Here is a 13413-nt window from a genome sequence, read left to right as displayed (position 1 = left end):
TGGCATAGGATCCATAAGAAGTTCCTCTCTGTTGGTGTTGCGGTCAGTTGTCTTCGAGTTCTTTTTTGAAGTCTTCTGGGTCCTGAGTGATGTCCGCGCCCAATGCTTCGGATAGCGCCTCGGTTCCTTCGGAATCGTCTGGAAGACCGTAGTCGCTGTCGTCGTCCAGGTATCCTTCTTCGAACTCTTCCAGGCGTTGCCGCATCGACTCCAACGGCCCCATAATCGAGGCGAAACCTTTGCCTCCGGCTTGGATCTGTGAGGCCTGGTTTTCGATGTCGTTCAGCTCCTGTTTCAGTTCCAGCTTCTCCTTCTCAGACTCCGTCAGTTCTTCCTCCAGAAACTCAATATGGTCGTGTAGTTGGTCGATGTAGGCCTTCAGTTCTTCCTCGCTGTCGAACTCGTCAGGGACGTTGGGTGCTTCAGTCATTTTCCGTAGTCGTTTCCTGTGATGTCGCTTACGGTTTCTGCGACAGGATTGCTGTCGCTGATACCTCCTCTGTTGCTGGTGTCTACTTCGTCGAGTCTGTCTTGGAATCTGTTGATAATCGCGTCAATTTGTCCGAGATCGTTTTCTGCGTTGTAATCGAGGTAGTCCTCTATTGTCTCTAATTCTTCTACGTTGTCCCGGACTTCGTTGACCTGTTCCTCAAGATTCTGCATTTCAGCATCTTCCAATTCTTCTTCAAGGAACTCGATCTGGTCGTGTAATTGGTCGATGTAGGCTTTGAGCTCTCCCTCTGTTTCGAACTCTTCGGGGACGGGCGGTGTATCAGTCATGAGTTGGACCTGCTACATGCCTGTAGTGTTCGTGGATACTTCTAATTTAGGGAGATCCCTAAATATCTTCTAATTTCCCCCACGCTCCCAACTATTATGTCGAATGCGACAGTAACTTTCCGCTGTCATCTATGGGTAGACCATCCCTTAGTCAAATCAAGCGTGCCAAGGAACAAGCACAGCTACACGGTCAATGGGGGAAAGTTGAGAAACTGAGTGAATTAGAGCATCAGATACACGCCGAAAGAGCATATCCTCCTGAAGATCCTGTCCCAGTACAGGAGGACTCGTCCTCCGATAACTGGTCTGATGGGTTGAAGGATCAGATCCTTTCCACAGCCGCTAAGCACACAGACTTAGCTCTGAGCAAGGTGTCCTCCAGTGCTTACAAGTACAAATGCAAGAGCTGTGGAGTCAAGCCGTCGGTAGCAGGGCCTCACCACGATAACAGCTGTTCCAAAAATCAGGGAGCACTGGCAATCAGTTCTTCCTTGGCGCATCGGCGTGAGTGTAAGCACTGCGGTGCTCAGCCCTATGTAGCCGGCGCTCACCATCGTCGGGACTGTCCTCGCCGTGTTAAGAAACATGTTGAAAAAGATGCTTCAGGAATATACGGGTATTCAACGGAGTGCAAGCACTGTGGTGCGATGCCGTTTTCTCAAGGCCCTCACCACGAACTGGGCTGTAAGCGCAACTGGAGTTACACTGCGTACTCCACAAAGCTGGCGCACAAGTACGAGTGTAAGGAGTGTGGTGCGAAGCCGTTTGTAGCCGGTCCTCACCACGAACAAAGCTGTAACCGGCACTTCTATTGAAGTTGTGTGGTGGGATGACGTTGTTTTCCCTTTCCAGGACTGTGTTTTAAAAACAGTATTTCCGGTATGGTGATTATGGTTTCTACGAAGACAGCGCTGATCTCAAGTACGATTACATCTGGTTTGGTTACGGCGTCTTACGCTGGTGCGAAGTACTTTTTCGGAGGCGTTGAGTCTCTTGGGGCGGCTTCTGTTGCGCCGGCAGGGCTGACAGTGTTTGGGGCTACCTTCTTCCTGAGTTTTGCCGGGATGAAAGGCTGGCTGCCGTTCTAACCTACAAAGAAGAGAAAAAGAGGGATTTGATTTGTGGCACCTGATCTGGCTTACACACTGGCTTTATCAGCGGCTTCTGGCGTTCTCTGGGCGTACTTCTTGGATAACAGCGGTGTTGGTTTTCTGATAGGGGTTTCTCTGTTCCTCGTAGCTCAGTGGCGAGGCTGGATAGTGTAAATCTGGACTATTCAGATATTCTCCTTGACCCGGAACAGAACTCGAGAAGCGTGTCTTGCCTGTTCTCGGTAGTCCTGCATCTCTTCTTCGGTGATATTGGTCTCAATAGAGTGAGCCTCTGCGTTCGCGTTCTGCCGGAAAGCGTTCAATTCATCGATAAAGTCGCTGTCAAGGCTTCCGGACAGATGCTGAAAGTCATCAATATTTTTCTCGAAGTTGTCGATGAGATCGCTGAACTTTCTGAACCGCCGGTTCTCCGGAAGGTAGAACAGATTTATCTCCTGTTTCCCGTACTGTTCTCTAAGGATGTCGATAAGCAGATTCTCCAGAAGCTTCCGTGTCAAGACGAGGGTGGCGTCGTTGACCCCGATACTGTAGCACTGGTTGATGTTCTCGACAAGGTCAGGATAGAACGTTCCGGGTATGTTGTCGATGTCGATGAACTGTGCGGAGCGGAACGTAGAGTGCAGTACACCCGTACCAGGATTCTCGTTCTCCAAGATCTCCAAAGCCGGGTACTTTTCCAGTGTATCTGAGTTGGTGTCGGCCAAGGTGTAAATCCGGTTCATGACCCCGACTGCTTTCTCCTCGTCCTCCTCGGCTACCTCTCTGAGGAACTGGGTCGTATTGGCCTGCTTGTCGTTGTCGCTGTGGTCCCAGCTGGCGTGGAAACGATCGATATCTCTCAGGGTGTCGTTGACGCCGAACTCTGTAGCAGCCATCACCCAGTCATCTGTCTCCAAGTCTTTCTGAACGGCGAACCGGGAGAACTGGCCGATGAGAGCTTCCATAGGGTTTTGAGACATAAGCGGTTGTATAGTGGTTGGTAACCTGAAGGCATCGGACCAGCTGGGATTAGGTATAAAAAAGTCGTTCACACAGACAGTTATTATGTCAGAGGCGACAAAGGAATACGAAGTAAATCCGCAGCACTTCCTTGACTCAGTCACGAAGGAGATAACGGAAGTCTTACTGGAAAATCCGAAAATTGCGTACAACCGGTCCTCTCTTGCAGAAGCAGCAGGAGTCTCCAGAGACGCACTTTACCGGAGGTGGGACTCTTTCAAAGATACAGGCCTCATCGAAGAAGCAGAGGTAGAGTCGGAAACTGACCACTGGCGGCTCAACTCCGATTCTTCGATCGCGGATAATCTTGGGTCACTTCTCTACGACCTTCGAGTTGGAGAGAAAAGCAGGATGCAGGAACACCTTGTAGGCCTTGATGTTGAGGAAGTTCAGAACTATGTTGAGAGAACCCTTTCCGATGATCGCCTGGACGAGTTTGGCGGTGCAGAGGACTTCCTTGACGCCGTTGAAAGCGCCGAGAGAGACGGTGAGAACCGTGATGATGTCCTCGAGTTTGTAGAGGAGAAGCGACAGGGTGAGACCAGCAGTGAGTGAGGCAACGCTGGATCGAGACAGCCTCCTGTACAAAGAGGAGATCGTGGAGGCCAAGGAAGATCTGGATGAGGAAGGCCGAGAGATTCTTGAGAAGTACATCAGCAAACTTGCCAGCTACTCAGAGCAGGAGATGGCTGAAAAGCCTCGGCTTACCGGTCCGGAGTACTACAAGTTGAAGAAACAGATACTACCGAAGATGTTCTCTGAACGAGATGTAGACCTCAAGAAACTACGGACAGCCATCCGGGTTCACTTCTACAAGGGCCAAGTCCCTGACGAGGCCCTCTACAAGGACGCAGAGAGAGGTGAAATCCAGCAGTGAGTGAGGACGAGGAAGAGACGACATTTGAAGAAGTTGAGGTCGGGATCACGATCCCGGAGATCGACGCCGAGGATAGGCAAGATCTGGAAGGTAAAATCGAGAGAGCGCAGCTCGTGGTCGACGGAGAAGAGGTCTACCACTTGGAGCCACGGCTGGAGCACGCTGAACAAGGAGAATAGATGCTATGGAATTACCAGGAGCAGAAGACAAGACGTATGATGAAATCTTAGAGCTCATCGACGAGTGTCGAGAGGAAAATAAACTTCTCAAAATCAAGGTTGACGCCCCTAAACACAATGACTCCGAGTTTCAGGATGTCTACGCCACAAAGCTGTACGACCTTCCTGAGAAAGACGGGGAGATGTTCATGACCTACGCCACAGGGAAAATCTTCAATAAAGAGGGTTTCTGGTCGGAACAGGCGCTTCACGACACAATGAAGCACCAGTACGAAGCAGAGGTCATCGACGTCAGCGATATAGAAGACGACGATGTGAAGTCTAGGCTGAAAAAGTGGATGCTGAAGGAAAACCCTCTGCAGGAAGTTCACATCTTCGTGAAGCACAGGGACGACGGCAGGTACAAAGACGAGTGGGCATACAGGCGAGGCCCTGACGAGGAAACCATACGGGAAAACGAAGGCCTGCCAACGCCCGATTCAGGTGAAGACAAGGTCTTCTTCCATCTTGGCTCCTACCAAGAAGTCCTCGAAAACGCTGAAAAACTTGGAAAGGAGCACGATTTCGACTTCAGGAAGGACTGGAGCGGATCCATGCCTGTTGACTTCCGGGCCTTGACTGACACGGATAAGCGGGAAGAACTTAGGCAGACAATCGGAGGTGAAAGTTCTCAGTGAGTGAGGTAGAGGATATTTCTGAAAAGCTTCCTCCGAAGGACGAGTATGACCAAGAGGAGGCCTCCGATGGAGTAGTTACCTTGGCCTCGATGTATGACCTCCGTGAGACCGGTGTTCTGAAGAACGGTGAACCGGAGGATGGAGAACAAACCTGGTACCTGTCCGAAACTGGTCAGGCCTGGGTTGAAGGAGAGATCGAACTGAATCTCGAGGAATTAGCGAAGAGCGAGGACGTCTCGGAAGACGACCTGTACGGAACTTTCGACGGCCTGAAAGAGGCAGAACAAATCCTCCAAACGATGTCACACGATAGTGGTGAGGACGAAGGAGGTGAGAGCCAGCAATGAGTGAGGCCGACGAACGAGAGGAGTGCCGTTCATGTGGTGAAGAGATTCGGCCAGGAGACACACACGGAATCTCCTTTAGCAATGAAGACGACCGGATGCAGCAATTCGGAGACCTCTGTGAGGAGTGCGCCTTCCAGATCCAAGAAATCGCTAACAGTTTCATCAACGGCAGTGCTGGAGGAACCGAATATCTTCAGGAAGTGCTGGAATCCTTGGAAAAGGCTGAGAACCAGATCGAGACGGCCAGAGAAAACCTGGAGAAAGCGGAACGCCGGAGCCGCAGTCCGGCAGAACAAGGTGTATAGATGCTATGACTGACGACGAATCTGATTACGCAGTTGGCGATATCGTTGTAGATAAAGAAGACGAAAATCCTGATAAAGCGGTCGTGGTCCGGAAGACCGATATGCGGATCAAGGACTGGGAGGTTGAATCCGGCACGACAGTCTTCGACACTAATCCAGAATACGATGAGGACGAGGAGACAGTTCTCGTAGGCTTCAAAGACTATCTGGATGAACAGTGGCCTGAGTGGAAAGACGTCGACGACCCTGAAGATCTCTATCACGGTATGATGGATAAGAGTCTCAAGTGGTACTGCTTCCCTGAATCCAGGCTTGTCCTTGAAGAAGGTGATATGGAGTGAGTGATGGCAGAATCGAACTTGGCGAAGTCTCTTTCGATCCTACCGAAATACAGGACTTTAGACTCTCTGTGGAGGGAACGAGTGACACTGGAAAGACTAATTCGTTAGCCGTTATCCTTGAGGACTTGGCTGAGGTCAGTATCCCGACGTTGATTGTGGAGCGTGTCGGCGCTCTCTCTACGGTCAGGCACGAGGACGACGATATCGTTGTTGTCGGTGGGAAGGAAGAGGAAGCGGTCGATCTTGTTGTTCCTCTCCAAGAGCTTGACCAGATCGGGAACTGGGTTCTCGACAAGGGAATGAAGGTCCTTCTCGATGTCTCCACCTATTCGGACTACAGTCAGGAGGAAAGCAGGGTCCACCTGGCAGCTGGAAAAGCTGTCCGCTCCTTGAACGACCGTGCTCAGGAAAAATACAAGGCCGGGAGCAGGACCAAGTCACTTCTCGTCATCGACGAGGCGCATTATATGGCTCCCAAGGACAACGCTCCGGAGCCGGAGCTGGATGACAACGTGAAGATGTGCAGAGGCCAGATTATCAAGGCCTGCACCGAGGGAGGGAACAAAGGAATCAGCACCATTGTCTCCTACCAAAGGAGGGCCTTCCTCCACAACGGCGTCATCTCTCTATGTAAGGACTGGATTGTCCACGGCTTAGCGAATGAAGATGCAGCGAAGGTAGCGAAGAAGCTGAATATCGACAGAGATCTGATTGACGAGCTCGGTGTCGGAGAGATCTTGGCCCGTGGAGATAACCTGACCAGTGGCGAATTAGTTGGGCCTACGAAGGTCCGGAAGCGTAGCAGTCCTGATCCTCGTGAGGAGGAGTTTGAGATCCCTGAGACCAGTGCGGAGAAGCAAGAAGTTCTGAATGAAATTCAGGAATCGATCGAGGAACGGAAAGAGGAACGTGAAGAGGAGAAGAGCCGTGTTGAAGAACTTGAAGAAAAGGTCGAACAGCTCCAGGATGAGAAAGAGGAGATGCAGGATTCTTTGGAGAACCGTGAGGAGTTGCGAAAGGCATTGAAGGGCCTGAACGAGACAGATTCTTCCTCAAGTGAGGACGTTCAGGAGATCTCTGAGAGAGCTGAGGAGTTGGAGGAAGAAAATGAGGAACTCAGGAACCGGTTGGAAGTGAAGGAAAACAAGCTTCAGGAGCTCCGTGAGGAACGTGACCACCTTCAAGAAGAATACGAGGCCTTGGAAGAGAAATTCGAGTCCCGGCTTCAGGGTTTGAACTCTCTGCGTTCCGCGTTCCAGCAATTGGGCCTCGCCTCTGAAGGCGAAGTCACGGTAGACGGCGGAGTCTCCGAGGACGACGTCGAGAACATCGTCGAGGACAAGCTCAGTGATTTCGACGCTGGTTCGACCGGCGAATCTGTCTCAGATATAGAGGATCTTGTGCTTTCAGACTTCCAGGAAGATGCAGTCAATAGCCTGATGGAGGAAGTAGAGGACCTGTCCGAGCGACAGAGGAAGCTACTGTTGTTCATAGAAGCGAAGGGTAAGAATCTGCCCTCGAAGAAGGAGTGGGCCAACGGAGCTCTCGGATTCGTCAACGGAGACGTCTACAACGATATGAACGATTTACAAGAGCGAGGATTCGTCGAGAAGAATGCAGCCGGGAACGTCAAGCCTGCTACGGAGCGGAAGGTCAGAGACGAGTTGAGTCCTTATGATCCTGATGACGGCGACGTTGGGGATGTGAAGAAGCGGATTCTCCAGAAGGTCAAGGAGGCAGGTGATAGCGAGTGAGGCTGGTACATGATCCAGAGAACGGAACTGCCGCTCTTGACTTCGTAGAGGATGCTGAAATTGCGGAGACCGTGGATACGGATACAGGAGTCAACTTGGATTTCGACGAGGACGGAAACTTGGTGTCCGTCGAGATCTGGGCCACAGACAGAATACCGGAACAGTTCTTCCAAGCCGAGGAAGTCAGTGTTGAAGGCCTTGAATCGGCAGCGTATCTTGCCCTACTTCACGGCGTGCCTGAAGCTGTCTCTCTCGAATCGAAACAACTTGATTTAATCAACTACGAGTCTACCCGGGTCAGGGAAGTGGAGCTTGCCCGGAAGGACAAGATCCATCTCTGGCTTGCCGACCTGAAGAAAGAGATGGACTTCGATTCTTGGGAGGAGGCTGAGGGTGCTCGGAAGTTAGTGGAGCAGGCTGGCTTTGAACTTGGTACGCACGGCAGGCAACTGCTTCAGGATGAGCTCGAAGAAGACGGAGGTGAGGACACGGAGTGAATATTCAGGCATGGTTCGTCAAGTTGTCCAGATTGATTAAGAACGGAACCAGAAAATGTAGTGACTGCGAACAATCTTTCTTGACCTTTGAAGGCCTTCGTAGACACCGGGAAGTCAGACACGGCGAGGACTTTGTCGTGTTCAGGTGTACCGGGTGCGGGAAGATCTGCCAGAGTCTTCCGGCTCTTCATGGCCATGCAGAGAAGCATACAGGTTTCCTGTCCTTCGGCAACTTTGAGGGCTTGATGCAGTATACGGAGAAGCTGAAAGTCACTGAGTACGAGGAGCTTGATGCCTCGGAAGACCAGCCTCAAAGAGGTGAAGGTCTTTGAATAAGTTTCTCTTGGTGACGAACGCTGGTTCAAGCGGTTCTACCTGGCACATCTTTAGAGAAGGCGAGGAGGACTGCATCTGTAAGGGCCATTCAATCGTGCAGTTACCCCGTAACACGCCGAAGAAGAAAGTGAAACAGGAAAAGCTGGTTGACCTGCTTAGAAAAAATGAGTCTCCAGGCCTCGGCAGTTGGGCAGGAAAGTGCCGGAGAAAGGCCTTGGAGGACATTACTGGAGAAAAGCAGTTTTCTTGCCCCCTGTGCGGTAAAGGGATTTCCACTCGTTCAGGGCTGATATCGCATATCTCTGGGGTACATGAAAAACCGAGTAAAGCGGCTAAGGAAATGGCGGCGAAGGGTGGTGCCTGAATCGATATCTACGACGCTGACGTTGACTGGAAAGAGGATGTGGCGAACGATCCGCGTCTCCATCTCAGGGCTGATGATATCCCTACTATAGATGAGCTTGAGTACGAGGGTTCTGTGGAGGAAGGCCTGTGGTACGCTGAGAGTGACGACGGCTTTGCTTCTTACTTTGCCTGGGATGGAGGGCAGCAGGACGGCTACGGTGGCCGCCACTACGATATAACGACGGTCGACGGCGAGGAAATCACGTTGAAGGGGCCTTGGAGCAGCCGTGCAGGAGTAGTTAACAAACGCGGCTACGGTCCCGTGATGGATGTCCGGTTCAACAGCACCGGTACCGGAGCAGTCACCGTGGATCGTGCGGAGGAAGCTGTTGACGAGTACCTGGAAGACGTCGAGCTCGAACGAGTGGAGAAATTCGACAACAACGAGCCATATTGGATTCCCTGGCGAGGTGACGATCTGGAGTGAGTTTTGCTGAGGCATTCAGGGAGATGGAGCAGGATCTTTCTGAGATACAGGAGGAAACGCTCGTCGACGTAGACCGGTTGAGGGAATGTAATGAGTGCGGTGAACCGGTTGAAGAAGCGGTGTATCTGTATCCTGTTCAGAAGCAGTGCGTCACGATTCAGTGCGGAGGCTGCGGATCGGTCTACGACGTATGGAACAACGACCTACAGAGAGGTGAGAATCAAGGATAATTGTCGACGGTAGAGAAGTTGATGGATACTACATCGCTGAGGCTTACGACGGAACAGATCTGGAAGATCCGGACATCAAGTACGTCTCTGTCGGTGTACCGGACTACATCAACGAACACGAAGAAGCGATTGATGAGGCCTTAGAGCAGAACCCGGACAAGATGATTTTCCCGACCACATTGAAAGAGGAAGGTGAGGTACTTGAACCGGCTTATGATGGAGGTGACCTGGACTGATACAGGACTTGATAGCTCTTTACCTACTCCTTTTCCACCCTTTTGGAACTCCTGAATCTGTAGCTGTTCAAGGGGAGGAGCTTCGGCAAATACCAGTACACTATGAAACGGATTTGGAGCAGGGGTACTGCCTGTTCGGAGAGATAGAAGACGATACAGCTGTCGTGAAGGAAGTAGTTCACACCAAGTACCCTATTCCTTGGACGAACTCGGGCAGTAGAATCGATTTTACCTGTATACCGGAGATCACCGGAAGACTACCGGAACTGGCGGCCCATAACTACAGTTTCATCGGGGCAGTTCACACTCATCCAAGCAGCACTTCTGGCGGCACTACAGAAATGAGTGTTGCCGATGAGAACTGGTTCAAAGCTACCTCGATGTTCCAGAGGATCCACGGAATAGCCACAGAGGATCGTGTCTCATTCTACACCGTAAATGACACTGAGGACTCGGTCACGACCCTGAAATACAGATACCGAGGAAAGATCGTTGGATGAAGATTAAGGAGATCGGGTTATTCCCCGTTAAGTAAGGATGGAGCTGGAACGAATAGGTAAGACCGAAATCTCGCCGCCCACAGTCTTTCTCTGGGACACCGACTCGTCCAGCTTAGTCGAAGCAACTGTTCTCGGTGAAGATACGTACTTGGTCCGTGCGACGAAGGCCTACCGGTTATTGAAGCAGGATCCGGAAGGCCGGGAATCCTGGAGCAGGAACATCAACAAGCTGAACGAGTACTTGGAGTCCACGTTCTCCAATTTCCGTCTCTCAGTGGACTATGTAGACCGTGTTTCCGGTGAAACACTTCGAGTTAAGGATGAGGCACGGGAGGTTGCCGGTCAGGCGAAAGAGTTGTTGACCAAGGTTGAACGCCTCAACAAGGAAATCGATGATCTGCAGGAGTCTCTCGAGATCTCTCTGGAGTCGATGGAGACACAGGTGAAGAGGAAGTTAGAGGGGAAGAAACAGGAACGGCAACGGGTTCTCGACGAGCTTGATCACGTCACGCAGGACTTGGAGAGACGGAAAGATATACTTCAAGAGTGGGAGGAGAACGGTGTTCTATCTGCTATCCTGTTCCAGTTTTCTACAGAGGCTGAAGTCGCATCTGGTGATGCAGTTAACTCGGTTATAGAGGATCATTTGGAGCAGGCTTTCAACTATCATCGGCGAAAGGTATTGCAGACGCTCCGTGGTGAGAACTTCCGGTTTGTGGTCGAGGAGTTAGAGGAGCCATCTGTGTTGATGCGAGGGGAATACGGGATGCTGCTGAACCCTGCTGTTATCGAAGACCTCGAAAAAAGGTACGAAAACACCGGTGTCGATGACGACCTGGTAGAAGCACGTCAGCAGGCTGTGAAGCAGTTTGAGGAGTACGCGGTAGAAGACCTGGAACTCGAGGAGTCTGTTGTTGAAAGGTCGAACGCGACCCCAGCGAAAGCTGTAGACTCTATCCTGAAAAGGTTGGAGACCGAGCGTGTCGGAGAGGTTCAGGACGTTCCTCAAGATGGGCCGATGATCGGAACTGTCACCGGTACAGACGTAGTCGTCGGACTTGACCCTGGAGAGTACGAGCACTTCTACATAGTGGGGGAGACCGGTTCAGGAAAATCACATCTCAAACGCACATTCATTGAGAACACAGCCTCCTTGGACTACCATGTCCTGTCTATCAATCCTTCCGACCTGCAGAACGTAGGCCTGAACCTTTCCAACGAGGAAAACGGCAATGGTAGGAGTATAGGATTCGACCAGTACTGGAAAAGCAGTGACCAGCTTCTTGACGTTCCTGACGACCTCACCAAGTTGTTTACGGGGCGGAACGCTGTCTCTCTCAGAGGCCTCACTGATTCTGAGAAGCAGGACTTCATCAACGATCTCTTCGGAAAACTGGCTGATGTTGATTCGACCAACAAGCCGTTGTTCGTCTTCTTGGATGAGGCCCATAACTTCAACTCTGGCAAGGCTGCGAACGCTATCCAAGATATCGTCAGGGAGAGCAGGAAGTTCGGTGTCCATCTTGTCTTGATCAGCCAGTCACCGAAGGACTACGCCTACAATCAGAAGCATGTCCGGGAGAACACGTACAACGTGTTCATGGCTGGCGAGTATTTCGAGTACGCCTCCCGTTTTCTCGACGATGAGGAAGTTATCCGCTCCTTGGATACAGGTGAGGCTGTGTTCCCGGAGAGCCGTGAGCTTCCTCGTATGGATGTTGAGATCCGGGATGTTTTGACCCGGTTCTGGGAGGGTACGCCGAGTGATGAGGAAATTCAGGAGGTTGATGACATGTATTCAGGTCAACTTCCGGGCTTTGGCTCGGATGTTGTGGGAGCTGATCGTGGGACAGGAGAACAGGACCCCTCTGTTTCCAGTGCAACTAACGACAACACATCCCATAATTTATCGGAGGAGGAAGAGCAACTGGCTCAGCACATCCGCAGCTATACAGAAAGGGAGGATAAGAGGCCCTCTACCTCGAAATGTTGGCGCGAGGGTCCGTTTGGTTCAAGCAAGACCAACGATCTCCTTGACCAGTTGGAGGAGAAGGGAGTGGTTGAGTCAGATACTGAGGAACGGTACGGTAACGAGGCAACGGTCTATAGCCTTATTTTATAAATACTGTTTCCTCAATCCGTTCCCGTGGTGATCCAAGTATCGTAGTAGGAGAAAGACTTCAGTACGACGACGTCGACGAACTCCGCGAAATCGGAGAACAGTTCCCAGAAACGAGGGATGGGAAGGTCCTTGCACTCCTCGAAGATGAAAACGGTGATGAGTGGCAGCAGGCAGGGTACAAAAGATCGCTGTGGTTCAACGACGGCGACGAAGACACACTAACGGGAATCGTCTCCTCTAACGATAACAGGTTCGTTCTCCACGACTTCGGAGACATCACCGAGTACACAGCTGACGCTGTAGAAGCCCTAAAAGAGGGACATGATTTCAACTTCCAAGGCGAGATCAAGACCAGCCCGACATTACACCGTTATACTAACGAAGGAACGTTCGAAGGTCTCGAAATCAACCCTGGGGAATCAGATGACCCGATCAATATCGGTTTGAAAATTACGTCAGGGAACGACGGGAGGAAAGCTACTGAGGCCCAGTATTTCGAGGAAAGAGAAGTATGCAGTAACGGGTTGACGCTGCCGGTTGACGTGATGAGCGTCCGGCAGACCCATCACGATGAATTGGATCCTACGATGTTCCATCAGGCTGCTCGATCTGTTGCTGAAAACGCCGAAATGGTCGAGGACAGGTACACACAAATGAAGGAGATCGAACTTGACAGTGAGTGGATGGCCTTCGAGTTCCTTGAACACGAGCTGGATCTACCGTTCTATATCGAAGGCGACCACGCCGACATCGCCCAGACCTATGACGAGGTTGTCGAGGATCCGAGCAACCCGACCGTCTATGAAACTCTCCAGGTTGCCACAAACCAGTTGACCCACAACGCTCGTGATGATCTTCCGCAGCACGTAATCAACACTGCCCAAGAGAAAGCTGCTGACCTTGTTGATTTCCACGGGGAGCTTCCGGATTATGAGGAGATGGCCCGTGCCACGATAGAGGACAGGGCCTACGAACTGACGAACTACGATGACGCCGAAGAGTACTGGGAAGGCGAGGAAGAACAGCTGGGTGAACTGATGGAAACCTACGGAATCGAGGCTTGAAATGGGTGGTAACTGATTTCGGAAGACGGTTTTGAACAGGTCCTAGAAGCGAGGGAACGGTACAGTGAGGCAGAGGAATGGGCGCAGATGCATCCTTACGTCCTGAACTGGCGGAATCCTTGGAACGACGAGACAGGATTCTACAAGGAAGATCCTGCGAAGCACACGCTCGGTTTTTACGAGGATTTGGTTCAGGATGCTGCAGAGGATCTCGGCATGGAGGAT

At 51.4% G+C, this 13413-nt stretch carries 19 protein-coding genes; 16 read left to right on the top strand and 3 right to left on the bottom strand.

Annotated features, from left to right (window positions below):
* Positions 1–43 precede the first annotated feature (43 nt).
* The 3 genes from NMP98_RS02255 to NMP98_RS02245 all read right to left on the bottom strand — a co-directional run bounded on the left by NMP98_RS02255 (position 44) and on the right by NMP98_RS02245 (position 2836).
* A complete protein-coding gene (locus NMP98_RS02255) occupies positions 44–430 on the bottom strand; it encodes a hypothetical protein (protein WP_254859943.1) in 387 nt (128 codons plus the stop codon).
* The gene (locus NMP98_RS02250) at positions 427–780 is read right to left on the bottom strand and encodes a hypothetical protein (protein ID WP_254859942.1); all 354 of its coding nucleotides are present in this window, start codon (positions 778–780) and stop codon (positions 427–429) included. Before NMP98_RS02250 ends, NMP98_RS02255 begins: the two co-directional genes overlap by 4 nt.
* A 1276-nt stretch (positions 781–2056) precedes the next feature.
* Positions 2057–2836, bottom strand: a complete 780-nt coding sequence (locus tag NMP98_RS02245; RefSeq protein ID WP_254859941.1) for a hypothetical protein — start codon at positions 2834–2836, stop codon at positions 2057–2059.
* 100 nt (positions 2837–2936) lie between these two features.
* Here NMP98_RS02245 and NMP98_RS02240 point away from each other — a divergent pair, with 100 nt between their 5' ends.
* The 16 genes from NMP98_RS02240 to NMP98_RS19530 all read left to right on the top strand — a co-directional run bounded on the left by NMP98_RS02240 (position 2937) and on the right by NMP98_RS19530 (position 13188).
* Positions 2937–3446: a hypothetical protein gene (locus NMP98_RS02240; protein ID WP_254859940.1), complete on the top strand. Its 510-nt coding sequence runs from the start codon at positions 2937–2939 to the stop codon at positions 3444–3446.
* Complete coding sequence (locus NMP98_RS02235; RefSeq protein WP_254859939.1) at positions 3439–3768, top strand: hypothetical protein; 330 nt, start codon at positions 3439–3441, stop codon at positions 3766–3768. The genes NMP98_RS02240 and NMP98_RS02235 overlap by 8 nt, the downstream gene beginning before the upstream one ends.
* On the top strand, positions 3765–3947 hold the full coding sequence (locus NMP98_RS02230; RefSeq protein WP_254859938.1) for a hypothetical protein: 183 nt from the start codon (positions 3765–3767) through the stop codon (positions 3945–3947). Before NMP98_RS02235 ends, NMP98_RS02230 begins: the two co-directional genes overlap by 4 nt.
* A 5-nt stretch (positions 3948–3952) precedes the next feature.
* The gene (locus NMP98_RS02225) at positions 3953–4624 is read left to right on the top strand and encodes a hypothetical protein (protein ID WP_254859937.1); all 672 of its coding nucleotides are present in this window, start codon (positions 3953–3955) and stop codon (positions 4622–4624) included.
* Positions 4621–4971: a hypothetical protein gene (locus NMP98_RS02220; protein ID WP_254859936.1), complete on the top strand. Its 351-nt coding sequence runs from the start codon at positions 4621–4623 to the stop codon at positions 4969–4971. Before NMP98_RS02225 ends, NMP98_RS02220 begins: the two co-directional genes overlap by 4 nt.
* A complete protein-coding gene (locus NMP98_RS02215) occupies positions 4968–5276 on the top strand; it encodes a hypothetical protein (RefSeq protein ID WP_254859935.1) in 309 nt (102 codons plus the stop codon). The genes NMP98_RS02220 and NMP98_RS02215 overlap by 4 nt, the downstream gene beginning before the upstream one ends.
* 5 nt (positions 5277–5281) lie before the next feature.
* The gene (locus NMP98_RS02210; RefSeq protein WP_254859934.1) at positions 5282–5617 is read left to right on the top strand and encodes a hypothetical protein; all 336 of its coding nucleotides are present in this window, start codon (positions 5282–5284) and stop codon (positions 5615–5617) included.
* Positions 5614–7371, top strand: a complete 1758-nt coding sequence (locus tag NMP98_RS02205; protein WP_254859933.1) for an ATP-binding protein — start codon at positions 5614–5616, stop codon at positions 7369–7371. The genes NMP98_RS02210 and NMP98_RS02205 overlap by 4 nt, the downstream gene beginning before the upstream one ends.
* Positions 7368–7868, top strand: a complete 501-nt coding sequence (locus tag NMP98_RS02200) for a DUF2283 domain-containing protein (protein WP_254859932.1) — start codon at positions 7368–7370, stop codon at positions 7866–7868. The genes NMP98_RS02205 and NMP98_RS02200 overlap by 4 nt, the downstream gene beginning before the upstream one ends.
* Positions 7865–8200, top strand: a complete 336-nt coding sequence (locus tag NMP98_RS02195; protein ID WP_254859931.1) for a hypothetical protein — start codon at positions 7865–7867, stop codon at positions 8198–8200. Before NMP98_RS02200 ends, NMP98_RS02195 begins: the two co-directional genes overlap by 4 nt.
* Positions 8197–8568: a hypothetical protein gene (locus tag NMP98_RS02190; protein WP_254859930.1), complete on the top strand. Its 372-nt coding sequence runs from the start codon at positions 8197–8199 to the stop codon at positions 8566–8568. The genes NMP98_RS02195 and NMP98_RS02190 overlap by 4 nt, the downstream gene beginning before the upstream one ends.
* A 39-nt stretch (positions 8569–8607) precedes the next feature.
* Positions 8608–9036 carry a hypothetical protein gene (locus NMP98_RS02185; protein ID WP_254859929.1) on the top strand — a complete coding sequence of 143 codons (429 nt, stop codon included), beginning with the start codon at positions 8608–8610 and terminating at the stop codon, positions 9034–9036.
* Positions 9033–9266 carry a hypothetical protein gene (locus NMP98_RS02180; RefSeq protein ID WP_254859928.1) on the top strand — a complete coding sequence of 78 codons (234 nt, stop codon included), beginning with the start codon at positions 9033–9035 and terminating at the stop codon, positions 9264–9266. Before NMP98_RS02185 ends, NMP98_RS02180 begins: the two co-directional genes overlap by 4 nt.
* Positions 9267–9510: 244 nt before the next feature.
* Positions 9511–10002, top strand: coding sequence for a hypothetical protein (locus tag NMP98_RS02175; protein ID WP_254859927.1), 492 nt, complete (start codon positions 9511–9513; stop codon positions 10000–10002).
* 37 nt (positions 10003–10039) lie between these two features.
* On the top strand, positions 10040–12124 hold the full coding sequence (locus NMP98_RS02170) for a helicase HerA domain-containing protein (protein ID WP_254859926.1): 2085 nt from the start codon (positions 10040–10042) through the stop codon (positions 12122–12124).
* On the top strand, positions 12121–13188 hold the full coding sequence (locus NMP98_RS19530; protein WP_367997259.1) for a DUF932 domain-containing protein: 1068 nt from the start codon (positions 12121–12123) through the stop codon (positions 13186–13188). Before NMP98_RS02170 ends, NMP98_RS19530 begins: the two co-directional genes overlap by 4 nt.
* Positions 13189–13413 lie beyond the last annotated feature (225 nt).

Origin of the sequence: Natronomonas gomsonensis (assembly GCF_024300825.1) — an archaeon.
In the GTDB taxonomy this organism is placed as follows: domain Archaea; phylum Halobacteriota; class Halobacteria; order Halobacteriales; family Haloarculaceae; genus Natronomonas; species Natronomonas gomsonensis.
The sequence above is the reverse complement of the archived record's forward strand: the minus strand, read 5'-3'. Positions and strand labels throughout refer to the sequence as shown.